We start from the raw sequence: 24,984 nt of genomic DNA on the forward strand, positions 1-24,984 counted from the left end.
GTTTACAATTTTCTGATTCATCACTAATCGAGTTACAACTTGTCGATAGAGACGGTGGGTTTACCCAACCATTTGCGCCAAGGGAGTGACAATGTCACAAAAACAGTCACTGCATAGAGCATCGACCAACTTAGGCAGATAAACACCAAGGTACAGATGACCAGTGAAATCATGGCTGTGTATCTCGATGCGCCAGTCAGTAATTGGCAGGCCGCTAACATCGCAAGCAGATAAACTAGAACAAAAATACCATTGGCGAGTTTAAGAAAGAATTCGAGATCCAAATTAGACAGCTCGCCGATTACACACGAGATAAGCGCAATAAAGCCAATTGCTAAGGTTGGATAAAGTGGTACGCCACGGCTGTTGAGCTGCGCCATTTTACTGGTCGGAGTGTGTTGGCGAGCTTGAGCCCAAATCATGCGAGACAAGCTTTGGGTGTAAAGGTTTAGGCTAGCAAAACAAGCAAAGAAGCCAAGTACACTGATAACGGCTTTAAAGCCATTGCCAAACAATTGCTCTGTCACCCATGGGATAGAGGCAGCATCAAATTCTGGTGAACCATAAGCGCCTAACTTGATAATAACCACTGAACAAGCCCAGTACACCAAGCCTGCGACGAAACACCCGGCAATGATGGCGATGGGGAAGTCACGTTGTGGATTCTTAAATTCCTCTCCCATGTGAGCAAAGGCTTCGATTCCTACAAAGCACCAAAACATAACCGCCAGTGCTGCACCAATAGACCACATTGAATCGGATGTCATAGTCGGAACTGCGATGTCAGCTGCTGTGATGTCGGCTTTCCAGACAAAAGCGCTGACTAAAGCAAAAATCGACAAGGCAATCACGGTTTGCAAGCGGCCTGAAGACTTACTGCCCATCAAATTGACGGCAATAAGCAGAGCGATGGTAAAGGATTGAGCACCTAATGGTGTGTCGAGTGGTGCTGGTAACAGTTGTTGAGCAAAGCCTCCTGCCAATGCAATCGCCGCTGGAATACCGACAGGAATAACACTCACAAACAACCAAGCTACACTGGTTTCTAATCGCTCGCTGAATGCTTGGCGCACAAAATAGGCCGTGCCTCCTGCATTGGGGTAGCGTTTCCCTAATGCAGCGAAGGTTAGTGCAATCGGGCAAATAGCGATAAACAGGATTAACCATGCTAGTAGCGATAACTGCCCTGCAATGCCTGCCGCGATAGCTGGGATCATAAACAATCCTGTGCCAAGCAAGGTCGTAGAAAGTTGTCCAATTCCTGAAATAAGCGTGATTTCTTGTTTGAGTTGCGTCATTCGCTGTCCTTGCTATTGGCTTTGATATCGGTTTTATGGGGCAGTCTTGTGAGGCTGAGATTGAAAGCATACATTGTCGACATCAATAATACAGCTAGCGAAACGTCTTAAGACACCGTCAATTTAACGGTATTAATTTGATTAAGCGTGAAAGTGTCGGCTGTCATAATGGCTGTTATAAGTAAGAAAGTTGTGTCAAATTAGGCGGTATAAATAGAACAATAAATGGAAAGAATCAGAAGCATGGATAAATTTGATCGCCAAATTTTAGATATTCTAAAAACTAACGCTCGATGCTCAGTGAGCGATATCGCCAGAGATGTCAGCCTGTCTCGCTCTGCAGTGAACGCCAGAATCAAGAAGCTGGAAAACGATAAGATCATTACAGGATATTGTGCACAGGTGACCGAGCCTGATTTACCGAAGAACGTTGGCGCTTATATCTCTTTGAAGTTTGACATGTCGAGCAGTAACCATAATTGTGAGTCTTACGCTAAAAATATCTACGCCATTAACGGTGTGCAGTGGTGTCACTCTATCAGCGGTGAGACCGACATGATGCTTTATGTTGAAGTTGAAAGCATGGAGCGTTTGAACCAAATTCGCGACCAGCTGCAAGGCTATCCTGAACTTCGACATCTTATGACTCATACTGTCTTAACTGAATTCTTCAACAAGCAAACTTCGTCTTTTAATATGTCTTGAGTTAATACCGCTTACCTTCACCGTGTCGTCATTTGTCCGTACTTACTCAACTTATTGTTACTCACTCTATTTTTATTCGCTCTAAGGTTGCTGATGTTAGGTAATATCAATTTAAATTTACTGCGGTCGCTGCATGTGCTTCTTGAAGAGTGCCATGTCAGTCGAACAGCTCAGCGTCTGCACATCACGCAGTCGGCTGTGAGCCGTCAACTGGCTCAGCTTAGAGATCTATGTGGTGATCCTCTTCTGGTTCGCGATGGGAACAAACTGGTTCCAACCAACCGTGCTTTGTTGCTTAAAGGCAAGCTCGATGACTTGCTGGGCGAGTTTGACCACCTCTTAGATGACAAGCCATTTGATCCACAAGATTGGCAAGGTGAATTGGTGTTGGCTTCGAGTGATTATGTTGCTCAGTATATCTTGCCCATTATTGTGTCCGAGGTGTCGAAGGACGCGCCCCATATCAACTTGGCTTATCGTCTATGGCAGCCTAACTTCCTTGAAACGCTCAATGAATCAGGTATTCACTTGGCGTCGAGTATGTTCCCCAAAAAGCCGGATCATGTCTCAAGTATCAAGCTCGGAGAGGATAAATCCGTGTGTTTGATGAGAGCCTCTCATCCGTTGGCTAAGCAATCAGCCATAAGCTCGGAAGACATCGTGAGTTACTCACATATCAAAGTCACGGGTGGGGGAGACAAAGACAGTTATTCGGATATTGCGTTAAAGAAACAGGGACATAAACGCAGAATCGCGTTGCAGGTACCGTTCTTTTCATCGGCGGGAAACGTGTTAATGCAAGACGACTACTTGATGATTGTGCCGGAGCATATTGCTTATAACTTGGGTCGTCATCTCGATGTCGCTTACTTTTCTCTGCCGTTTGAGACAGAAATGCATACCTATTGGCTGATGTGGCATCCTAAGTATGACAACGACTCTGCCCATAAATGGGCTCGAGAGAAAGCGTTTAAAGCCATTCAAAAGTCGAGTTACAATATAAGTATGATTTCTAATCATACCAGTGATGATAATCTTTGATTTCAAATAATACCTACTGCGGCTTATTGTAAGCGCTAAGTATTGAGTATTAATTGTAGAGTGTTCAGCTAGAGCGCTTTGTTTTACTAGGAATGGAATGATGACAGTAACAATTTGGTTTTCTTTGTTAGCGATTTGCTTGTTGGGTGCAATGTCTCCGGGCCCAAGCTTGGCGATGATCGCTAAGCATAGTTTGGCTGGTGGCCGTATGAACGGACTTATCGCAGCTTGGTCACACGCTGCGGGCATAGGTATTTACGCGTTCGCAACCATTGTCGGTTTAGCGGTGTTACTTGAGCAATCACCAATGTTGTTCAAAGGGATCAGTTTAGCGGGTGCTGTGTATCTGCTCTATCTCGGTGTAAACGCGTTGCGCTCAAAAGGTGGAGTTGCTGCGAAATTGGAAGCGGGTGAACAGATGAGCTACATGCAGTCTGCTCGCGAGGCTTTCTTGATCTCTATCTTGAGCCCTAAGATCGCTCTGTTCTTTATCGCTCTATTTAGCCAATTTGTGGCGTTAGGTAATGAACTGAGCAATCAAGTGATTATTGTCTCAACGCCGCTGATTGTTGATGGCCTTTGGTATACCTTTATCACTTTGGTGCTCTCTAGCCCGTTGATCGTAGAGCGCATTCGAGCAAAAGCGCAGTTGATCGATCGATTATCAGGCGTGGTGTTGATTCTGCTCGCTGTGCGCGTGGTGTGGACGATATAGCGGTAGTCCATATATTGGTAAGAAACGATATCCATTAAAAAGGCTCACTAGACGTTATCTAGTGAGCCTTTTTGACTTCTATGGATTGGTTTCGAAAGACTTGAGCTTGTTAGCCTTCTGAATTCAGCACCGCATCGAGCTTTTCCATGGAATCTGAAAAGTACGGGTTGTAGGTCAAACGCGCATGGTTTTTACCTTCTTCACGATATCCCCACGCTGAGTACCACACTTCACTTGTCGCGTTGCACTGTGCTTCAAAACCTTCCTCTTGACCATTGGAGCAGATCTTCTCGCTACCATTGATCCCGTAGTAAGGATTGCTTGGCGAGAACAGTAAACCCATATGAGAGCCGTTCGAAATACGTTGCTCTGGGATCTTCATGCTGTATTGAACAGCGCGAGGATCGTCAAGTGTGGTTTCCCCTTGCCAAATCAACACGTTATTTGGGTTTGGCATGGATTCCGTAAATGCCTGCTGAACGAAGTGGGTATCAATGACACTGTCGCCTTCACTCATCATAATAAACACGGGCTTATCAAAGTGTTTGTCTTGAAGGCCCTCACGAACTACTTCTGAGGTTTGGTAGTAAACCGAAGCACCATTCATTGGCAGTGAGTTATAGCGAAGTACATTGTCTTCAGGATCTTGATCCGCCCAAGTGACAAAATAGCTTGCTAGCTCCGCATATTGAACTGCAGAAGAGCTCGGTTGAAACGCAGGAGAGAACAACATTAACCCAGAGATCTTAGGATCGTTCATCGCCTGTGAAGTCACAAGGTTCGCACCTGTTGAATAACCGCCAAGCCACACAGAATCATACTCTTGCTCCAATAGCTTCGTATGATGAGCTACAACACCTTGCCAATCTTCTAAGCTTGGTTGCATTAAGTCACCGACACGACTGCCGTGGCCCGGTAGCAATACCGTTCTCACTAGGTAGCCTTGTTCTGCTAAGTGCGTTGCGATGTCTTTAAATGAGTACGGAGAATCACCTAAACCATGTACCAATAAAACTGCCTTACCGTTAGGTGCCGCAGGTTTGTATTCGGTGGGTGAATTGAGTCGAATCTCTAGCTTCTTGTCTTTGGTCATGAATACACGGTTTTTCAATAACCAATCTTGAGTTTCATTGACGTAGGCATCAAAGCTGTCTTGCTGATATTCAGGCAAGTTTGGAGATGTTTCGTAAGCAGGTATCGTTGTCTCGTTGGAACAACCAACGAGACTTAAAGTCGTTAAGGCGAGTAGCGTTAGAATGGTATTTCTATGCATTTTTTGATGTTGTCTCTGTTGTTCTTTTACTATGTCTGAAACTGAAGTTTAGATTACTTTCTGCTTGAAAGGTCTTCGTATTCACCTTCAATAACACCGGCATCACTGGTAGATGATTGACGTGTGTTCATGTGAGCTCCGAAACCCTGTTTTTTCATTTGATTCTGAATGCGCTTGCCAGTGATTAAAGCTGCAATAGCTAAAGGAATAGCAAGAATCAAGCTCGTGAATAACGCCAATAGGCCAGTAAACAACGCAACAATCGTAACTAATATATTTTTCATATTCATTCCTCTTTTCTCTATGTTGTTACTATATCGCTTCCATTCTGAACGAAACATGAACACCGTTAATAAATATCAGAGAGTCACTATGACACAGGTGTGTGTGGATTGAGAGTTTATATGTAGTCATAATCACGCACTAAAATTATGGAATAACAGTAAGTTCCATAAAATCAATAACTTAAAAGTTGGCACGCTTGATGCTCTATAGGGGTTGGAATAAGTCACTGTAAGCAAAGTACTTACAGCTAATAAAAAATTACTGGAGCCCCTTATATGTTCTGTATTCAATGTGAACAAACAATTCAAACCCCAACCGTAAAAGGCTGTTCTTTCGCACAAGGCATGTGTGGAAAAACCTCGGAAGTATCCGACCTTCAAGACGTGTTGGTGCATTCTCTTCAAGGCGTTTCTTTTTGGGCAAGCTTAGGTCGCGCTTGCGATGTTATTGATACAGAAGTTGATGAGTGGGCGCCAAAAGCGTTCTTCGCAACACTGACTAACGTTAACTTCGACCCTGCTCGTATTATCGAATTCGCACAACAGTCTCATGAATTCAAGCAGCGTTTAGAGCAAAAAGTTCGTGCAGCAGCAACATTGATTGGTTTTGAAATTCCAGAGCTTTCAGCAGCAGCACAGTTCGATCTTCCAACAGATTCTTCAGAGCTATTGGCACTTGCGCCTCAAGCTGCTGTAAACCGTGGTCACGATTCTCAACACGAAGATGTGATTGGTCTTCGTCTTCTTTGCCTATACGGCTTAAAAGGTGCGGCAGCCTACATGGAGCACGCTCGTGTTCTTGGTCAAACTGATGACGCTATTTTTGCTGAATACCATGAAATCATGGCGTTCCTAGGTACAGATCCATCCGATCTAAAACAGTTACTTGATACATCAATGCAGATTGGCTTGATGAACTACAAAGTAATGGAAATGCTAGACAAAGGCGAGACAGATACCTTTGGTCACCCTCAACCAACAACCGTGAATGTGAAGACTAAAAAAGGTCACTGTATTCTTGTTTCTGGTCACGACTTACATGATCTAGAAAAGATTCTTCAACAAACTGAAGGCAAGGGCATCAACGTTTACACTAACGGTGAGATGCTACCAGCACACGGTTACCCAGAGCTAAACAAGTACCCACACCTTGCGGGTAACTACGGCAGCGCTTGGCAGAACCAGCAAAAAGAATTCGCTAACTTCCCTGGCGCAATTGTAATGACGTCTAACTGCCTGCTTAACCCTGATGTAGGTTCTTACGCAGACCGTCTATTTACACGCAGCATCGTGGGCTGGCCGGGTGTTGATCACCTTGAAGGCGACGATTTCAGCGCAGTAATTGATTGTGCACTAGCGCAAGAAGGTTTCAAACACGACGAGATCGAGCAAATGATCACTGTCGGTTTTGGTCGTAACGCGCTGATGGAAGCGGCACCTGCGGTTGTTGAGCAAGTGAAAGAAGGCAACATCAAACACTTCTTCCTAGTGGGTGGTTGTGACGGTGACAAATCTGAACGTAGTTACTACACAGACTTCACAGCTCAAGCGCCAGAAGATTCAGTAATCCTGACATTGGCATGTGGTAAATTCCGTTTCAACAAAAACCAATTCGGCGACATTAACGGTATCCCACGTCTGTTAGATGTTGGCCAATGTAACGATGCTTACTCTGCGATTCAGCTTGCTATCGCACTGTCTCAAGAGTTTGATTGTGGTATCAACGAACTTCCGCTAACGCTGGTTCTATCTTGGTTCGAGCAAAAAGCGATCGTTATCTTGCTTACTCTGTTCGCTCTAGGTGTGAAAGGTATCTACACAGGCCCTACAGCACCTGCGTTCCTAACTGAAAACCTACTTAAGATTATGCAAGATGAGTTCGATATGCGTTCTATTTCAACGCCAGAACAAGATCTTAAAACAATCTTAGCGGCTTAATTTAAGCCAACCTGAAGCCTCGTTGTTGTGACGTTTTGAATAAAACAAACAGCTGCGGGGCTTTTTAGATTTAAATCTTTAGTCATTTAATCATCAGTAAGGTGCGTGAACTATGTATGCATGGTCGGATAGCGATTCAATCAATTTAGTGTGTTTAAAGAAATGGCACGAGACGCCAGATACGGTCAGTTTTGAGCTTGGCAGTATTCCACAAGACTTACATTTCAATTTTAAGCCTGGGCAATTCATTACTCTGGGTTTAGATATGCCGACGAAAACCGATTATCGTGCCTATTCTGTGGCTTCTTGTCCTGAAGATAATCGCCTGAAGCTCACGGTGAAACGTGTGGAAGGTGGCTTGGTTTCGAACTTTATTGTTGATGAGCTTGATGAAGGTGATGAGGTTTCAGTATTGAAGCCTGCTGGCGCGTTTAACTGTATTGATTGCATGCCAACAGCAACGAAAAAAGTGACGCTAGTGAGTGCAGGTTGCGGTATTACACCTGTGATGGCGATGGCAAAATATTGGCTGGCTCAAGGCAGTGATATTGAGATCGACTTCGTCCACATGGCACGCAATAAGCGTGAGACCATTTACTTTCAAGAACTGCATCAATTAGATGAGGCGCACAACAACTTCAATCTTAAATTGCTGCTAAAAGACAGTGAAGGAACAGTCGCTCCTCAAGGTCGATTAGATAAGAATTGGTTAGTAAAACTAAGCCCAGATATTTTAGACCGAACTGTTTATCTGTGCGGCCCAGTTGGCTTTATGCAAAACATAGAAAGCTACCTGAAAGAACTAGAATTCAACATGGAAAATTTCTATCAAGAAAGTTTCACGCCAGCGAACCCAAACACGGATTCATTGGTCAATAGCAACACAGCTTCAGAAGAGTCACAAGCGGAAGCGTCTGCAGATTCAAATGGTGCCGTTAAGGTGTTTGTTCCTGCATTTGGCGCAGAAGTAGAAGCGGAAGCGGGTACACCATTGGCTGATTCATTAGAGAAAGCTGGTGTTCCGATTATTATTGCCTGTCGCAGTGGGATTTGTGGTTCTTGCAAGTGCAAAGTAACCAAAGGTTCAGTGGAATCAAGCAGCCAAGAGACTTTGACGCCAGAACAGATTGAGCAAGGTTATGTCCTTGCGTGTTCGAGTACGATTCAGTCAGACGTTGAGGTTGAGCTGTAACAGATGTGAAGTCGAGCTTTGTTAGAGCGAAGAAGACAAAGTTGGCGTAATAGAGACCAAAATTAAAGTAACAGATGTAAAAAGGCCACTTAGATCAGATAGAGAGAGCAGATCTAAGTGGCAACCTTCCTGTTTATACGGGGGAGTAAAACAAGAAGGGTTGCGAAGCCCATAATAGACTTCGCAGATATAATTATTATGTAGTGGAGCCGTTTGCGCTGAGTTAGTTACAAGATCGAAGTCGTTTAAACTTCAGGGTATGTCTTGTAACGAACACCCATCATCTGTTCCATACAGTGAACAACTTGGCAGCTGTAGCCAAACTCGTTGTCGTACCAAATGTAAAGAACAGCGCGGTTGTCTTGCGCGATAGTTGCAACACCGTCAACCACACCTGGGTGGCGAGAACCAACCAAATCGGTAGATACAATCTCGGTTGAGTCGGTGTAATCAATCTGTGCAGATAAAGTTGAAGATAGCGCCATTTCACGCAGGTATTCGTTCAACTCTTCTTTGTTTGTGCCTTTCTCAAGGTTTAGGTTTGCTACTGCCATTGAAACGTTTGGCGTAGGTACGCGAATCGCATTACCTGTTAGCTTACCTTCCATTTCTGGCATCGCTTTTGATACCGCTTTAGCAGCACCAGTCGATGTCAGTACCATATTCAATGAAGCAGCACGACCACGACGATCACCTGAGTGGAAGTTATCGATTAGGTTTTGGTCATTGGTAAATGAGTGAACCGTTTCGATGTGACCTGATAGGACACCAAACTTGTCGTGAACCGCTTTTAATACTGGCGTAATCGCGTTGGTTGTACAGCTTGCAGCAGAGATGATCGTGTCTTCTGGTTGAATGTCATTTTGGTTTACACCAAATACAACGTTCTTGATTTCACCTTTGCCTGGCGCAGTCAGTAGAACCTTCTTTGCGCCATTACACGCAACGTGTTGGCTTAGGCCTTCAGCGTCACGCCACACACCGGTGTTATCAACCACAAGTGCATTCTCGATACCGTAAGATGTGTAATCCACTTCTGCTGGCTTGTTTGCGTAGATAACTTGGATGAAGTTACCGTTAACGATGATCGCTTTACGTTCTTGGTCTACAACAATGCTGCCGTTGAATTGGCCATGAACAGAGTCACGACGTAGCAAGCTTGCACGTTTTTCTAAGTCACCATCTTTGCCGCCACGAACAACAATTGCACGTAAGCGCAGTGGGTAACCTGGGCCACTTTTCTCGATCAATAGACGAGTAAGCAAGCGGCCAATACGACCAAAACCGTACAATACAACATCGCGAGGTTCTGTCATCGCCTCGCCTTCAAGCGATTCTAAAAGTGCAGTTTGTAGGAAATCATCCAACCCGTGTGTGTCTTCGCGATCTTGCCAGAATGTATGAGCAAGGCGACCAACATCGATACGACATGGAGACAAGTCCATAGAGAGAAGGTGTTGAATGATGGGTTGAGTCTGTTCTGCGGTAAGCGGAGAACCTGTGTAACGTTTTGCGATGCGGTGAGCTTTGATGATGTCGATAGTTGTTGCGTTAACCAGTGTTTTACCGAAGAGGATAACTTCAACGCCTTTTTGGCGGTACAACTGACCTAAAGTAGGAGCGATTGATTCAGCAATAGTTTGACTAGTTTGCCAGTCTAGGAGGTGCTTTTCGGGACTCATCTTTACTCGGGACCTTTCACGTTAATTTCTGCAATCATAGCGAATGTAGGGTAGCCATGAGTGCATGGGGGAGTTGAGCTATCTAAGCTTTGGTGGTCTTTAACGCCACTTAAATTTGCTTGATATGCCTTGTGTGTAATTTGTAATTTTTATGTGGCAGGATTGTAAGGTACGACGAGTTATTCTGCTAGGAAAAATAAACATAGATTAATTGTCTGAAAATTGGCTTTTAATTGGTCATAAATTAAGGTTTTAGTGTCAAGAAAGGCTATTGACTTTAACAGTCTGTAGCACTTAATTTTCGCCAAAAAATACTCAGATCAAAACATGATGTGTAATAAAGGGAATTGCGATCATTGAAGATGTGATCATTCGCACTGGTTACACTTAAAAAGTAAACGACGGATAAGGTATTTAGCGAGTTTTCTTGTTCGACCTTTGAATAAGCTGAGTTTGAGTACAGAAAGTTCGTGACGCAAACGATTAGATCTCACAAATTTGACTTAACTTTGGTGTTTATTGGTTTCTAGAGCAGTGACTTGCGGTCATCTAGAGGCATAACCTTATCCTTTCACTTGTTTAAAACAGACCTTCCTCCTTAAATCCTGTGTGTGGATAACGACTGACGCGAATTCCCTATGATTAGCTAATAATGTCATTTGTTCATATTCAATTTGATCAATAACTCCTGTTAATGTCCTATTCTTATATTGGGCTAGGTAAAAATACTATCGGGAAAGGAGTCGTTATAAAAATGATAAATATGTCAATTAGATGGCGTCTTATTTTTCTTTCAACAGTTTCTGTATTCATCATGTTTGGGTTTACAGTCAATGAAGTGCTCAAGAACGATAAGAAGATGAATCACCTTGAAGCAACGCGAATTAAGGTGGAAGCACTTCAATCTTTTAATGCTGTTTCAAGTGGTGCTTATCAATGGTTAGTGCTGTCTAAAGACTCCCCAGAGAAAGGTCCATTGTTTTTAAAGCTGCAAGCGGAAGTGGATAGGCTTGCTCATTACGAAATACAACTTCAACAGTTCGACAACAGTTGGACTGTCGAGCCGCAGTTGATTGAGTTAAAGAGTGTGTTAAAGAAGCTCGCGCGGGTAACCACTAGTACTGACAGCGACGCATCACAGATTACTGTCAGCAACGCACAGCAAACAGAACGAGCCTTTGACCTGTTAAAAGGCGTGTTAATGGAGCTGTCTGAATATCGTGCCAATATAGTGGACGAAAAGATCAGCCAAACAGATGCGATGTTTATCAATCTTACTCACTACGTGTTCTGGACTCAGCGAGAAGCGTGGCTGAGTTACCGCTTGTATCGTTCTCCAGAGCTGATCGATCAATATTTATTGAGCTATGTTGGTGCTTTAGACAGGCAACAACAGCTGTTAGGTACGTTTTTACGATCAGACAGCCACTCGCTGGAAATTAGCAAACTGTTAAACATGTTCTCCCAAGATGAATTTCAAGACCGTTTTACTGCTCGGCTTCTCAAAGGTGACTTCTCGGCACCTGAAATATATGAACATGTGGAAAGTTTAGAGCGAAAGAAACTGGCGATCTCAAAGGCGGTTGGTGCTTATACCAAGCAACTTCAATTGGATTTAACGAAGAGTATTGACCGACAAAAAAAGCAAACCTTGGTAATGACGTTGTTGATACTTGCTGTCGCAGGTGTCTTATTATGGTTAAGCTCAACCACTTCTCTGCGTTTAAATAGAAATCTATCACTTATCTTAAAAGGGGTTTCGGAATGCGCTGATGGTAAGCATAAAGCCATACAAACCAACGGTAATGATGAGCTCGCTGAATTTGTAGATACTTTAAATAGAGTTATGGAGCGCAATCAACAACACAACCAAGAGTTGATAGAAGCAAAAGAAGATGCGATTTCTGCGAATAAAGCCAAGAGTGCATTTTTAGCGAACATGTCCCATGAAATACGTACGCCGCTTAACGGAATTATCGGTATGGCGGAAATTTTATCTCAGAGCCAACTGAGCGCTAACCAACAAGAGATACTTGAGGATATAGAGTCGTCTTCACATTCGTTGTTGGTGTTACTCAATGACATTCTCGATCTTTCTAAGATAGAGTCGGGTAACTTAATGTTGTCGCCGCATAATGCCGATTTGCGAGAAGCGGTTTACGACTCTGTGAGCGTAATTTTGTCGAAAGCGATCAGTAAAGACATTGAACTCGATATCAACATTGATGCTCAAACCCCAACACAGCTGTTTTTCGATGAGTACCGTGTTCGACAAGTGCTAACCAATTTGCTGTCTAATGCTATTAAATTTACCTCAAAAGGCACGATTACAACGGATATTGCTTATACACCGATGTCTTTGGGGCGAGGTAAGCTTGAATGCAGTGTGTCTGATAGCGGGATTGGGATTGAGCCAGAGAAGCTAGAGTCCATTTTTGAACCTTTCACTCAAGAAGATGGCAGTATTACTCGCCAATTCGGCGGTACAGGGCTAGGGCTTGCGATTTGTCGGCAGCTTGTTGACTTGATGGGCGGCTATATTACCGCACGCTCAGTGAAAGGAGGAGGCTCTACATTCACCTTTTGTTTGTACGTAGACACGGTCGAGGCTCACGCTCAAACGTTCGATAACCTAAGCCGTGCGACAATTATTTCGAATTCTTTCAATTACCTCGATCAATTGGTCAAAGAGTGCGAGCGCTTAAATGTTCGACCTAATGTTGTGTCATCCATTTCGGATCTTGGTGAGAGCCTGAAAGAAAGTGACTTGGTACTTTATTGTCACACGCTGCATCACTCTATGAGGAAAGATCTTGAGGCGTTAAAGGCGTTGTATCCGCTGACTCGCGTTATTGTGTGCCAGCATCACCTATTTAAAACCAATCTAATCACAGAAACGGTTCACTCGACCCATACATTACCATTTTTGGGTAGACGCTTCTTAAACAGCCTACGATCGCTTGATGCCGGTGAAGTACAATCACCGACGGTGGAAGTAAAAGATGAAGAAGTTCGTTCTCTGAATCGACGTATTCTGATTGTTGAAGACAACCTGATGAATCAGAAGATAGCGAGCTTCTTCCTTGAGCAAGCGGGCTATGAATATTTGATTGCCAGCAATGGCCAAGAGGCGGTCGATGTCATCACCCAGGGCGCTCAGTTTGATGCCATTCTAATGGACTGCATGATGCCAGTTATGGATGGTATAACGGCGACTCGTGTGATTCGAGAGTGGGAGACAGATCAACAAACCCCACCACTACCCATTATTGCTTTAACCGCTAGTGTCTTAGAAGAGGACATCAAAAATTGCTTTGAAGCAGGCATGAACGCCTACTTGCCGAAACCTTATAAATCCCACCAACTGTATGATCTTTTCAGTAGCCTTGATATTGTCTAATGGTCCCAGTATCAAGGCTAGCGCTGTGTGATTTAGCGTACTTCTTGCCCAAGGCTGTATTGTGCAACACAGCGGCCTACGTAGCTGATTTTTAGTAACCCGGCCACTAATATGGTGCTGATGTGTGCGAAAATTTGAATGGGTAGTGAGAAGTAATCGGCCATCGGATAAGCAACAATAATACTGAGTAGCATTAGCAAGGCGGTGATAGCTAAACTGAAATTTGAAACAGAAAGTAGAGTTTGAAAGCGTTGAGTCATCGTCTTCATATTGAATTCCTAATTACTATTAATAATTATGATACTTGTTATCAATAGCAATTAGCGTTCCAGTTGTATTTTTAGTTTTAAATCAATGGTTTAATTTTTCGGGATTCTATTTGTGAGTCACAATGACTCCATTGTATTATGTGTCTTTGTGACATGTTCGTATTCTTACCACTGTCTGAATCCACAAGTATCGATGTGGAATCGAACACCAGAATACAAACCCAGTCCAACGTTATTCTTTTGCCCAAATTCCGCATGAATCTTTTTAAGCTTCACGTGTAGATTTTCGCGAGTAATATCATTAGCAGGCACTAAGTCTAAAGCGCAGAACTCTAAGTGTTTACTTCGCAGTGCGCCACCCGCTTGCTTATTGTAGATATCGGTTCTTTCTCCAGACACAGGAATTACAACGCCAATCTCAGGCTCAATATATTGTTGAATGTACTTAAGGGTATTAATCATTTTTGGTACATGCTTTTTATTGGGTAGGGTAAACAGAGTGGTGTTGCTCATTGCCCAGTCGGTGCCTTGCAACAAGACTAAGTGCAGAGGCATGCTTTGGGTGATGCCGTTATCTTTGAGTTGCTGTCCGATCGCCTTGACTTGATCTTGGGCGTGGTTAAGGAGCATCCAACCTCGAAATGCTGATCTCGTGGGAACTTTGTAGCCATGAACATCGACTACGAGGTCGTCATAAGTGATTTCGGTTTCTTCGGTATAAAGTTTCTCAAATTTTTCAGGGTAAGGTTGCGTTGTTGATAGTGCCAAGGTAATCAGAATACTTCCGTACATAAAGTCTCTCCATCGCTTAGGTTCGCCTAGTTATTAACGTTCACCTAGTTACTTACGTACACTAAGGATATTACGTTCGATTAAGTATAGACGCCGGAATTTAGGCACAAAAAAACCCACTACAAAGAGTGGGTTACTAACATTGTTGCAAGTAAATTCGTTAGGTTAGATTACTTCTTACCTTGAGTTTGCTTGTCTTCTTCTGTTAGTTCACGAATACGACGGCTGATGTCGCGACGAGCTTTAGAGATCTCTGCACTCTTGATGATGTGATCATCAACGCGGTCTTCGTAGTCAGCTTTCATGTTTTTGATAATGCCTAGGATCTCGTCGTGAGTCATCTCTGGCTTGATGTAATCAAGTAGGTTATCAAGAAGGTCGACACGCTTGCGGTTGTCACGAACTTTCTTTTCGTTGTCTAAAAGTTCACGCTTAAGTTTGTTCTTACGTCGTGCTTGGTTAACAATTTCAAATACGCTGCTCATAGATTCCTTTTCCTAATCGTCAAATACGTTGTCTGGTTCTGATTAAAGCACATCAATTGATGATGTAACAGTATTTAGATCAAAGCAAAAGTAAGGTTGTTTAATTATTCGTCACTCTCTCTAACGTACGATTGTTTTTATCTTACCGTTCAAGTTAGTATCCCATTTAGATACTGCATTGATACGACATGTGAAATGAATCAACAACAATTGGAAACAGAAGATTTGGGCGACGATGTCGTTGAATCTTCGGCAGAACAAAATAAGCTTCGTGATGCGTATGTACAAGAGCGCACTAATTTGGAAGTCGTGGAAATAGAGCTAAATCGTTCTAAGATCATAATGATTGATGAACAAGGCAGAAAGAAACGAGTACCGATTTTGTCTGAGCATTAGCCATAACTGGCTGCATTGTTAAATGTTGAGATGGAATTATCAAAATAATAAAAAGGAAAAACGATGAACACAGTACTTTCCCCAATTGAAGCGAGAATTATCGGTTGTTTGATCGAGAAAGAAGTGACTACTCCAGATCATTACCCACTGACACTAAATAGCTTAACAACGGCTTGTAATCAAAAGAGTAACCGTGAACCTGTGCTCTCTCTGTCTGAGTCAGACGTTTTAGATGCGGTTGATGGTTTGATAGGACGTCGTATGGTGAGCGATGAAAGCAGCTTCAACAGCCGAGTTAATAAGTATCAGCACCGTTTCTGCAACACTGAATTTGGTGATCTGCAATTTACAGAGCAAGAGCGTGCAATCATCTGCTGCATGCTGCTTCGTGGGGCCCAAACCCCGGGTGAGCTTCGTACTCGAACTGGTCGTCTTGCAAACTTTAGCGATGTGAAAGAAGTTGAATCAATACTCGAAAAACTCGCGGCAAGAGAAGCGGGTGCGTTAGTCGTGAAGTTACCACGAGAAGCGGGTAAACGAGAATCACGCTACCAACACTTACTGAGCGGCGAAGTAGACATTGAAGCGTTTGCGACGGCATCAGTAAGCGCTGTTTCATCATCTGCATCCAGTGAAAAGTTTGAAGAACTTGAATCAGAAGTCGCGAGCCTACGTGAAGAAGTGGCAGAGCTTAAGGCTCTGGTTGAATCACTGCTTTAAATGTCGGAATCTGACAAAAATGCGGATTGGGTCGTGTATTTGATCCGCAATCGACACAATGCTCTTTATTGTGGAGTGACGAATAACTTAGAACGTCGATTCGAACAACATCAAACGGGCAAAGGTGCAAAAGCCTTAAAAGGTAAAGGCCCACTTAAGTTGGTTTGGAGTATTGGTGTTGGGTCAAAAAGTGAGGCGTTAAAAACCGAATACGCGATCAAACAATTACCCAAATCTCGTAAGGAAAAATTAGTATCACTCAAACTAATCATTGAGTGGCAACAAGACAAAATTCAGTATATTCCAGTATCGTAACTCATCGTTAGAATTCTAATTCTCGGCCGAATGTTAGTCGCGTGAATTGTTGCAAGGAGATCTTTTAAGTTATTGATTAAATAGTGGTATTTTTGTTTTTAATTGAGTTGTTTTTATCTTAGGACTCATTAATCTTAATCTCTGTTCCAAATTTACACACTGCACATTTAGAATGACATACCAATTAGTATTAGACGCTATCATTTATCCTCGTTGTCCTACATAATATCTTTCAGCCATACAAAGAGATGGTGTCATGCTAGGTTAAAAAATGAGCCAAAGTAGCTCATATAAAACGAGAAAAATATGAAACGTTTACTTATATTATTGGGAGTTGCCGTGTTTTCTGCGTCTGCTCTCTCCCACGGTACCCACGTGCTGAATGGCTATTGGGAATATCAGGATTACCTCACCAAATTTCCAGAGCAAAAAGCATTGACCGATAAAATGGTTGAAGCTGTGCAAAATCCCCCTGTGCCATTGAGGCAAGTTCAGGATGAACCTATCACCATTTCAGTTGTGTACCCGGGGCAACAGATCTCTGATTATTGGGTTCGTAATATCCAAGCCTTTGAGAAACGCCTAGATAAATTGAGAATTAATTATCAAATAAATCAGGTTTTTACTCGTGATAATGCTAACCCCTCTCAGCAGAGTATCTCTTTGCAAGAAGCGATTGAAAATAAAACGGATTATTTGATTTTTACGTTAGAGACGACGCGACACCGTAAGTTTATTGAACATGTGTTGAGCTCAACGGACACCAAGTTGATTTTGCAAAATATTACCACACCAGTACGTGCGTGGGCCGATAGGCAGCCATTCATGTACGTGGGTTTCGACCATATGACGGGGAGTTTAAAGCTAGCTGATTACTTCAAACAAGTGAGTGAACCGGACAGCAAGTATTCTGTGTTATATCGTTCTGAAGGTTATATTAGTGATGCTCGTGGAGATACCTTTATCCATGATGTGAATTCTGATACTAACTTTGCTCTTAAGTCGTCCTTTTACACTAAGTCAAATAAAGAGAGCGGTTACCAAGCAGCTAAAATCAGCCTAGCTAACGATAAGGATCTAAACTTTATTTATGCATGTGCAACTGATATTGCTCTGGGCGCAGCAGAAGCTATTCGAGAATCTGGTCGAGATGTATTAGTGAATGGCTGGGGAGGCGGCTCTGCAGAATTGGAAGCTATAGCAAGGGGTGACTTAGATGTTACGGTCATGCGCATGAATGATGATACGGGTATTGCGATGGCAGAGGCGATTAAATGGGATCTTACAGGGTTGGAAGTTCCTACCGTTTATTCAGGTGAGTTTGAAATTGTGACTAAAGAGGATTCTCCAGATCGTATTTTAGAACTTAAGCAGCGAGCATTTAGGTACTCAGACCAATAATGAAAAAAAGCTACGCCATTACACCAAAGAACACTTTAGCCAAATTAATTACGCGTATCATTATTTTAGTGATAGGCGTGATGGCACTTGGCGTGCTTATTCATAACTACGAAACAAGCAGTAGGATCGTTAAGCAAGAGACGAATAGAACGGTTAAGCAAACTTCTAGCTTGATCCAAAACATGTTCGATTATCGTTTATCAGTGCTGCAAATCCATCAAGACAGTAGCTCACACAGTGAAACTTTACGGGAGTATTTTGATACCAACAATGAAGAGGCTCTGAGCTACTTTTTTTATGGTGTTGACCAACGTGAGCCTGATCATGCTCCCGACTTACGCTTTGTTTCTACTTATAACGGTTTGGCTTGGGAAGATGGCAATGGTCAGTTCTATGGTTTGGATGAATCCAGTTTAAAACATATTTCTGATGAGGTCGCTTTTAGCAGTAACTGGCACTTCATCCAGCTGACTACGGATATCGGTAAGCGTCATTTGTTGGCTCGACGAACGCCTATTGTTGATAACAAGACTGGTGAAGTTCTAGGGCAGCTTTATGTTGCTATTGTTCTAGACAACAACTTTCCATTGGCTGAATCTATCCAGCAAGGCAGTAATTGCGAAAATATCGTCATTGAAGCGCATGGTACTCCTGTGACATCGACATTCAGTGGCGACGAAAGCTATACTATAAAAGACGTCCTCAGTTATAAAACGTATGAGCAACTACCTCGTCATTTCGTCACTATTGCAACCATTAAGATCAATGCTGTTGAAACTCCTCTAACCATTCGCGCGATCCAGAAAAACACTAACCTCATTGCACTCGAAGACAATTATGAACGTACCATCATTGTTATGATTGTGGTGATCATCATCATGTCTTTCCTTGCGCGAGCTTGGATTCAAAGAAGAGTCGCGGCAGAACTTGATAAATTAATGGAATTCACTCGCTCTGCAAGTGGCAATGAAGAATTCAGCAAGTTTGATGGTTCAAATATTTTCGAATTTCACCACATTGGCTGCACGTTGGAAGATACTTTTGAGCGCTTATCTGAGCAACACCAAAAATTTCAAGATCTGTTTAATTTTGCGCATTCTCCAATTTTGGTTTGGTCCGAAAAAGGTGACTTAATTCAGATGAACCCAGCGGCTCGTATGGCGCTATTTGATGAAGATGATAACTATGGTGCAATGGCTCGAGAGTTTGAGCTCCGTATGCTGCCGAATATCCAGATGGTGGTTCAAGGCTCGAAACTAACGGGTATTAATGTGCCAATCGGCGAGAAGGTTTTTCGCTGGAACATGTCTGCAATCCGTGTTGAACACGGCATCAGCGGTGTGGTGGTGCAAGGTCAAGATATTACTAAACTTATAGAAGCAGAAAGACAGGCAGATCGAGCGCGTGAAGAGGCAGAGCATCTTGCCAGTGTGCGTGCAGACTTCCTCGCTAAAATGAGTCACGAAATTCGTACGCCACTGAATGGTATCCTCGGTGTCTCTCAGTTGCTTAAACGTTCAATACACAGTGAAGATAACCGTGATCAGGTTGATGTACTTTGTCATAGTGCAGAACATCTATTGGCGGTACTAAACGATATTTTGGACTTCTCTAAGATAGAGCAGGGACAATTCAATATTCAGAAGAAAGATTTCTTTCTAGGAGAGTTGGTTAACACCTTAGATAGCATCTATCGCCCACTTTGTGAGGATAAATCCGTCGAGTTCACCATTGTGAATCACTTGGTTGATGACATCGAAATAAACACCGACCAGGTTCGCTTGAACCAGATCATGTTTAATTTACTGAGCAACGCCCTTAAGTTCACACATCAAGGCAGTATTTCCGTCAGTTTTGAAATCGAAAGTATCTTGAATACTGATTACGCTAGCTTGATTGTTCGAGTAAAAGACAGTGGCATCGGTATTGATGAGAGTAAGATCGATGCTATTTTTGAACCTTTTGTTCAAGCAGAAGAAACGACGACTCGGGAGTATGGTGGTACAGGACTTGGACTTACGATTGTAAAGAACCTTGTCGATATGCTGGAGGGAGACATTCAAGTCCGAAGCGTTAAAGATCAGGGGTCTGAGTTCATTGTAGAAATCCCAGTGGAGTTACACTCCAAGCCTCTGTTAGCCGACGTTAAGAAACAAGCCGACATGGAGCCTGAGGCGTTGTTTAATCGTTCGTTGAAAGTGCTGCTAGTGGAAGATAATCACACCAACGCCTTTATCGCACAGGCATTTTGCAAAAAGTATGGGATGGTGGTTACTTGGGCAAAAGGTGGCTTGGAAGCGATAGAGCTAGCAAAAAGCACGGTTTACGATCTTATCTTAATGGATAATCAACTCCCTAATCTTGGTGGGATTGAAACCACACAGCAACTAAGAGAGCAAATTGGCGTAACAGCTCCGATTTATGCGTGTACTGCCGATGCTCAAGAGTCAACAAGAGATAGATTCATGGCTGCTGGAGCAAATTACGTGATCGTAAAACCGATAAAAGAAGCGTCGTTGCACAAAGCTTTTGTTCATTTCAAACAATTGTACTGGGATGATACTCAGCATTAAGCTGAAGATTAAATGGTGCTCTTTAACTGGTTGTAAATGGCGTTATCTAATTGATAAAATTGAATAAGTTTTACGGGTTTCGAGCTGAGTAAGAGCTCTTTTTGTATCTGTATTCCCTTTAGCTTGTATTCCTGTTAGCGTGTATTTAGATAGAGCCAGTTACAAAAGCTTGTTCCAACAGAAGCGTTTTCAACTCATCACTCATATTTAGGTGTTGAGGAAACTGAATGCCTAATAGCCAGCCTTGTTTTTGCCTTTTCTTACTCACCACGGTGTAAACCAGATCGTCATCCAAATGTTCATTTAAATTGGAATTTACTTTTATCTTCCAGCCCACATCGATATCTGACTGTTGAGTAAGATAGATACCGCAGCCTGAAGCTGAAAAATCAACCAGAGTGGCATCTAGTGATAGAGTATCAACGGTGACTTCACAGCTGAGACGCATCTTATACCGTTCATGTTCACGGATCGGTTTGTTCGCAAAGCTTGAGGGAGGGCGAAGGAAGATAAGGTGTGCTGGCGAGGTGATGCGGGCCAGTACAGTCGTCTTAAACGCGACAATGTGTCCAAGTTCAGTATCGGTAATAGCACGAACAACAATATCAACGTTGATGAGCTTTCTTAGCGTTAGTGCTTCGGTCGCTTTTTTTGAAAGTTCAAGTATAAGGTACTGATCTTCTTTGTGTCCGATATAAAGTGTACTTATCTGGATTGAGTCATCTAGGCCAAACTCCAATACACCCACTGTTTTTGTACCTGGTTTAAGGTATCTGAACAGTTCTAACCTTCTGTCTTTATGCATATTCGTTACTAAACAATATTGACCGTTTGATAAAATAATATAACGCTCTGATAAAACTATGTCATTAGTTTCATTGAAGTAATTAGTCATGGACGTCAAAAAAATGAATAACGGATTAAAGGAAACAACGGCTTACTCTTGCTGAAAAACAAGATACACTGCTTCAGATATGTACTTGATGGAGAAATATTAAATGGAACTGCAAACCTTATTGAATACTCTGGCTGATACCCCAGAAAGCGTGCAATTTGAAGACACAATACAAGTGATAGAAGCTCATTATGATTTTGCTGAGAGTGAATTTCGTAATGGCGATGTAGTGAATGCCACTGGGCAGAATAATGGTTCGTGTAAGATTTTTGCTTTTGGTTTAGAGCAAGGTCTATCTGCAGAGCAAACACTTGCTTGTTTTGGTCAATTTTATCGTAATGACGTATTAGGTTTTCCCGAGAACACTGACCATCAAAATATTCGTAACTTCATGACTCATGGCTGGAGCGGAGTACAGTTTTCTCAGCCTGCGCTGATTGCAAAATCGAAGTAACCACTAACTAGATAACTATTAGTAAGTAGTAAGTAGTAAGTAGTAAGTAGTAGGTCGAAACTTAATGTCGTATCTTGAAGCGAGAGAACAACCTCTCGCTTTTTTGTATATGATGAACAGGCTCGTAAGCTGCTGAGTAGCTTTGTAAGCTATTGATTATGTTTGCAAGCTGTTGATTATGTATGAAAACTCTTGACTAGGTTCGTAAGCTACTGAATAGGCAAGGCAGACAGGCATTTACGGCACATGCACGCACCAGTTTTTGGAATGTTGCTAGTATCACGCTTCTCTAACTCAAAACACCAACACGTCTCTTTACCCGCACTAATATCGCATTGAGCTGGCTCATGACACTGCGGACATTGGTGAGTCGAACTCTCGCCACTAAGGTTATCCATGACTGACGTTCGTTCGTCTTCAGATAAGCCTTTCCAACCTATAATTTCATCCATTGTTCGAAAGCAGCCACTGCACATTCCGCCATTATTTTTACAAGCCGCTCGGCAAGGTGTTTTCATCTATCTAACCCATGATTCATTTGGGCTGAAATGTAGCATATTTGTTTCCTTTTTAAGAGTCATCAAACCAAAAACACAAGGGTCTGTTGATCTTTCGAGCTGATTTTTGCAGCACTTTGTGGGAAATTTCTACAAGGCAGAGGCTTTGAAGTGTAGCTAGCCTACATGAGAAGCCGATAACACAGTAGAAATGAACCACAAAGGCTGCCCGAAGGGTTCGGTTAGAATCGTTTTATACTTTGTTAAGATGTATTTACTTAGAATGACTAGGCTACATACATCTTGCCGCGCCTAAAACGATTCTATCTCGAACAAAAATTTAACCACGAAAGGTCAACAGACCCTAAGTAAAATCGACAAATGACCTCGTAATTTAAAGGCTTTTCATGTAGCATCTCGACCCTTTTGTTGAGTGGGGGATATTATGTTTATTGGATTTGATTATGGAACAGCGAACTGTTCTGTCGCGGCGATGGTTGATGGAGAACCAAGCCTGTTACCATTGGAAGGTAGCAACCATTATATTCCCTCAACTGTATTTGCACCTACTCGTGAGAGCGTTTCTGAGCACCTATTTCGCCATTTGAATATCAAACCGAGTGATGCGATTGGTGACCAGGTGTTGCGACGTGCTATCGCTCTGAACCGAGAAGAGAGTATCGACCTAGTGCCAGAAGACATGGCATTTGGTCAGGCTGCATTGGACCTCTATTTGGAAGACCCTCGTGACGTTTATTACGTTAAGTCCCCCAAGTCTTTCCTTGGTGCCAGTGGATTACATGATGTCCAGGTGAGTTTCTTCGAAGATTTAGTGTGTGCCATGATGGCGAATATCAAGCATCAAGCTGAAATTACGACTCAAGAGCCGATCAAACAAGCTGTTATTGGCCGACCAATTAACTTCCACGGTCGTGGTGGTGAAGAAGCAAACCGACAAGCCGAAGATATACTCTCACGTGCAGCCAAACGTGCAGGTTTCCTTGATATAGCCTTTCAATTTGAACCGGTCGCTGCAGGCCTTGATTACGAAAGTACTCTGACTGAAAACCAAACGGTATTGGTTGTCGATATTGGTGGTGGTACCACTGATTGCTCATTGTTAGAAATGGGGCCAAGTTGGTCTGGTAAAGCGAACCGCACCCAAAGCTTGTTAGCACACAGTGGACAAAGGGTAGGGGGTAATGATCTTGATATTTACCTTGCCTTCAAACAATTGATGTCACCTTTCGGTATGGGTAGTAAGGGTATTTCGGGTATCGATATGCCGTTGACTCAATTCTGGAATCCAATTGCGATAAACAATGTAGAAGCTCAAAAAAACTTCTATTCAAGGGAAAACCTAGCCGCGTTAAAGTTACTTCGTAAAGAAGCTTCAGAGCCTCAAAAGTTAGACCGTTTAATGAAGGTCTATCACGATACTTTAGGTTACAGCATTGTGCGTCGGGCGGAAGAAGCCAAGATTGCATTGGCAGAATCCTCCCAATATCGAACAGCAATCAATGTTGCATCAGATCTGATTGAAGTGGATATCTCCGTTGAGCAGATGATTGAAGCGATTGAAACGCCAAAATCTAAGATGATTGAATTGGTCAAAGAAGCGATTCAACAAGGTCAGAAAAAGCCAGATGTCATCTACATGACGGGCGGTTCTGCCCGTTCTCCTATTCTTCGAGAAGCAGTACAACAAGCCGTACCGAATGTGCCAATTGTGAGTGGTAACTATTTTGGTTCCGTAACTTCAGGCCTAGCACGTTGGGCTGAGGTTTGCTTCAAATAAGAATGTACTAACTTGTATTAGGGCAACCAGTCACGGATTGGTTGCCCTTTTTTTGTATTTTCTCTAGTGAACTTTCAATAAAGCAATAGCCAATAATTAATAAAGCAACTTATCCTAGTTCAAATTGGGAATTGTTTCACAAGGCTAAATATTTCAGTACGGTTCATTATGTTACAGGATGTTTCTAAGTTAATGGTATGTCGCAGAATGGTCTAGAAAGTCGTTTGTAGCTTAAGTGTCTAATGCTGTTTTTATGATTGGAAAATCAAAAAATCAAAGGTTTTTATATCAAAGAATACCAAAAATTAGCTTGAGGTTTGTTTTTAATGGTATTTTTTGTTTTTATAGCGAGATTTTTTTTATTTTATATATTTTAATGCAACTTTTTTGTCAGTCGTATATTAGCCCCCTCTGGCAGGATAGTTGTCACTGTTAAAATTTAACCAGTTTGGGCGATAAAGAGTAATTGTGTCTCGTATCTCAGTAGAAAGAAAAGAAGCTATATTGAAGAAGCTGTTGCCTCCCTATTCGATGTCAGTTAAAGAAGTGTCGGAAGAGGAAGGAATTAGCACTGCGACCCTGTATCATTGGCGCCAGCAACTCAGACGTTCAGGAGCCGCCGTGCCAAATAGCAACACTTCATCAGAGCAGTGGTCTGCTCAAACTAAACTCGCCATTGTTGCCGAGTCTTACTCGATGACCGAAAGTGAACTCAGCCAATATTGTCGTGAAAAAGGTCTTTTCCCTGAACAAATCCAAAGTTGGCGCAGCGAATGTATGCAAGGGTTTAAGTCGAGTAAAGAGCAGGAAGCTGAAGCAAAGAAGCAGGCTAAAGCTGACAAACTTGAAATCAAAGAGTTG

23 protein-coding genes are annotated in these 24,984 nt (G+C 42.6%); 14 read left to right on the forward strand and 9 right to left on the reverse strand.

Translation table 11 applies throughout. The annotated features are described in order from the left end of the window. Positions 1–32: 32 nt before the first annotated feature. Positions 33–1,298: an L-methionine/branched-chain amino acid transporter gene (gene yjeH / locus AB6D07_RS15630; protein ID WP_017100955.1), complete on the reverse strand. Its 1,266-nt coding sequence runs from the start codon at positions 1,296–1,298 to the stop codon at positions 33–35. Positions 1,299–1,541: 243 nt separating this feature from the next. Between yjeH and AB6D07_RS15635 the strand changes: the two genes are divergently transcribed. From AB6D07_RS15635 to AB6D07_RS15645, 3 genes are all read left to right on the forward strand, one after another. After that, complete coding sequence (locus AB6D07_RS15635; protein ID WP_017097037.1) at positions 1,542–2,003, forward strand: Lrp/AsnC family transcriptional regulator; 462 nt, start codon at positions 1,542–1,544, stop codon at positions 2,001–2,003. A 93-nt stretch (positions 2,004–2,096) separates the two neighbouring features. Continuing rightward, complete coding sequence (locus AB6D07_RS15640; RefSeq protein ID WP_017100954.1) at positions 2,097–3,044, forward strand: LysR family transcriptional regulator; 948 nt, start codon at positions 2,097–2,099, stop codon at positions 3,042–3,044. Positions 3,045–3,144: 100 nt separating this feature from the next. Beyond that, positions 3,145–3,759 (forward strand): LysE family translocator, encoded by a 615-nt coding sequence (locus AB6D07_RS15645; protein WP_029222887.1) that lies wholly within the window; start codon positions 3,145–3,147, stop codon positions 3,757–3,759. A gap of 109 nt (positions 3,760–3,868) precedes the next feature. Here AB6D07_RS15645 and AB6D07_RS15650 read toward each other — a convergent pair whose 3' ends face one another. Beyond that, on the reverse strand, positions 3,869–5,032 hold the full coding sequence (locus AB6D07_RS15650) for a carboxylesterase (protein WP_017102782.1): 1,164 nt from the start codon (positions 5,030–5,032) through the stop codon (positions 3,869–3,871). A 53-nt stretch (positions 5,033–5,085) separates the two neighbouring features. After that, on the reverse strand, positions 5,086–5,316 hold the full coding sequence (locus tag AB6D07_RS15655) for a hypothetical protein (RefSeq protein WP_029222888.1): 231 nt from the start codon (positions 5,314–5,316) through the stop codon (positions 5,086–5,088). A gap of 276 nt (positions 5,317–5,592) precedes the next feature. Here AB6D07_RS15655 and hcp point away from each other — a divergent pair, with 276 nt between their 5' ends. Together hcp and AB6D07_RS15665 are read left to right on the forward strand one after the other, a co-directional pair. Next, positions 5,593–7,254, forward strand: a complete 1,662-nt coding sequence (hcp, locus tag AB6D07_RS15660) for a hydroxylamine reductase (protein WP_012600311.1) — start codon at positions 5,593–5,595, stop codon at positions 7,252–7,254. A 112-nt stretch (positions 7,255–7,366) separates the two neighbouring features. Continuing rightward, the gene (locus AB6D07_RS15665; protein WP_017100951.1) at positions 7,367–8,446 is read left to right on the forward strand and encodes a hybrid-cluster NAD(P)-dependent oxidoreductase; all 1,080 of its coding nucleotides are present in this window, start codon (positions 7,367–7,369) and stop codon (positions 8,444–8,446) included. A 245-nt stretch (positions 8,447–8,691) separates the two neighbouring features. On the opposite strand, the gene AB6D07_RS15670 is transcribed toward AB6D07_RS15665, so the two are convergent. Then, positions 8,692–10,128: a glyceraldehyde-3-phosphate dehydrogenase gene (locus tag AB6D07_RS15670; protein WP_009845680.1), complete on the reverse strand. Its 1,437-nt coding sequence runs from the start codon at positions 10,126–10,128 to the stop codon at positions 8,692–8,694. A gap of 814 nt (positions 10,129–10,942) precedes the next feature. Between AB6D07_RS15670 and AB6D07_RS15675 the strand changes: the two genes are divergently transcribed. Then, complete coding sequence (locus AB6D07_RS15675; RefSeq protein WP_372091600.1) at positions 10,943–13,528, forward strand: ATP-binding protein; 2,586 nt, start codon at positions 10,943–10,945, stop codon at positions 13,526–13,528. A gap of 32 nt (positions 13,529–13,560) precedes the next feature. Here AB6D07_RS15675 and AB6D07_RS15680 read toward each other — a convergent pair whose 3' ends face one another. The 3 genes from AB6D07_RS15680 to AB6D07_RS15690 form a co-directional block, all read right to left on the reverse strand. Then, positions 13,561–13,797 (reverse strand): hypothetical protein, encoded by a 237-nt coding sequence (locus AB6D07_RS15680; protein WP_009845678.1) that lies wholly within the window; start codon positions 13,795–13,797, stop codon positions 13,561–13,563. A gap of 165 nt (positions 13,798–13,962) precedes the next feature. Continuing rightward, entirely contained in the window at positions 13,963–14,589 is a 627-nt protein-coding gene (locus tag AB6D07_RS15685; RefSeq protein WP_009845677.1) for a D-Ala-D-Ala carboxypeptidase family metallohydrolase, read from the reverse strand. 170 nt (positions 14,590–14,759) lie between these two features. Continuing rightward, the gene (locus AB6D07_RS15690; RefSeq protein ID WP_004730049.1) at positions 14,760–15,074 is read right to left on the reverse strand and encodes a DUF496 family protein; all 315 of its coding nucleotides are present in this window, start codon (positions 15,072–15,074) and stop codon (positions 14,760–14,762) included. A gap of 195 nt (positions 15,075–15,269) precedes the next feature. On the opposite strand from AB6D07_RS15690, the gene AB6D07_RS15695 reads away from it, so the two are divergent. The 5 genes from AB6D07_RS15695 (at position 15,270) to luxQ (ending at position 20,479) form a co-directional block, all read left to right on the forward strand. Then, positions 15,270–15,470 carry a hypothetical protein gene (locus tag AB6D07_RS15695; RefSeq protein ID WP_009845676.1) on the forward strand — a complete coding sequence of 67 codons (201 nt, stop codon included), beginning with the start codon at positions 15,270–15,272 and terminating at the stop codon, positions 15,468–15,470. A gap of 63 nt (positions 15,471–15,533) precedes the next feature. Next, positions 15,534–16,190 (forward strand): YceH family protein, encoded by a 657-nt coding sequence (locus tag AB6D07_RS15700; RefSeq protein WP_017100949.1) that lies wholly within the window; start codon positions 15,534–15,536, stop codon positions 16,188–16,190. Then, positions 16,191–16,505, forward strand: a complete 315-nt coding sequence (locus AB6D07_RS15705; protein ID WP_009845674.1) for a GIY-YIG nuclease family protein — start codon at positions 16,191–16,193, stop codon at positions 16,503–16,505. It abuts the gene before it with no gap. Positions 16,506–16,811: 306 nt separating this feature from the next. Beyond that, complete coding sequence (locus tag AB6D07_RS15710; protein ID WP_017100948.1) at positions 16,812–17,906, forward strand: substrate-binding domain-containing protein; 1,095 nt, start codon at positions 16,812–16,814, stop codon at positions 17,904–17,906. Beyond that, entirely contained in the window at positions 17,906–20,479 is a 2,574-nt protein-coding gene (luxQ, locus tag AB6D07_RS15715) for a quorum-sensing autoinducer 2 sensor kinase/phosphatase LuxQ (protein WP_017102784.1), read from the forward strand. The genes AB6D07_RS15710 and luxQ overlap by 1 nt, the downstream gene beginning before the upstream one ends. Positions 20,480–20,624: 145 nt before the next feature. On the opposite strand, the gene AB6D07_RS15720 is transcribed toward luxQ, so the two are convergent. Then, entirely contained in the window at positions 20,625–21,284 is a 660-nt protein-coding gene (locus tag AB6D07_RS15720; protein ID WP_017102785.1) for a PilZ domain-containing protein, read from the reverse strand. Positions 21,285–21,477: 193 nt separating this feature from the next. Here AB6D07_RS15720 and AB6D07_RS15725 point away from each other — a divergent pair, with 193 nt between their 5' ends. Beyond that, entirely contained in the window at positions 21,478–21,828 is a 351-nt protein-coding gene (locus tag AB6D07_RS15725; protein WP_017100944.1) for a HopJ type III effector protein, read from the forward strand. A gap of 209 nt (positions 21,829–22,037) precedes the next feature. Here AB6D07_RS15725 and AB6D07_RS15730 read toward each other — a convergent pair whose 3' ends face one another. Further along, a complete protein-coding gene (locus AB6D07_RS15730; protein WP_009845670.1) occupies positions 22,038–22,346 on the reverse strand; it encodes a DUF1289 domain-containing protein in 309 nt (102 codons plus the stop codon). Positions 22,347–22,770: 424 nt separating this feature from the next. Between AB6D07_RS15730 and yegD the strand changes: the two genes are divergently transcribed. Both yegD and AB6D07_RS15740 read left to right on the forward strand, forming a co-directional pair. Next, positions 22,771–24,123 (forward strand): molecular chaperone, encoded by a 1,353-nt coding sequence (gene yegD / locus AB6D07_RS15735; RefSeq protein WP_029222890.1) that lies wholly within the window; start codon positions 22,771–22,773, stop codon positions 24,121–24,123. 468 nt (positions 24,124–24,591) lie between these two features. Next, the coding region (locus AB6D07_RS15740) for a transposase (protein WP_372140729.1) at positions 24,592–24,984 on the forward strand (393 nt) is incomplete at its 3' end.

Source organism: Vibrio sp. 10N.239.312.C11 (genome assembly GCF_041466065.1).
GTDB classification, from domain to species: Bacteria; Pseudomonadota; Gammaproteobacteria; order Enterobacterales; family Vibrionaceae; genus Vibrio; species Vibrio tasmaniensis_A.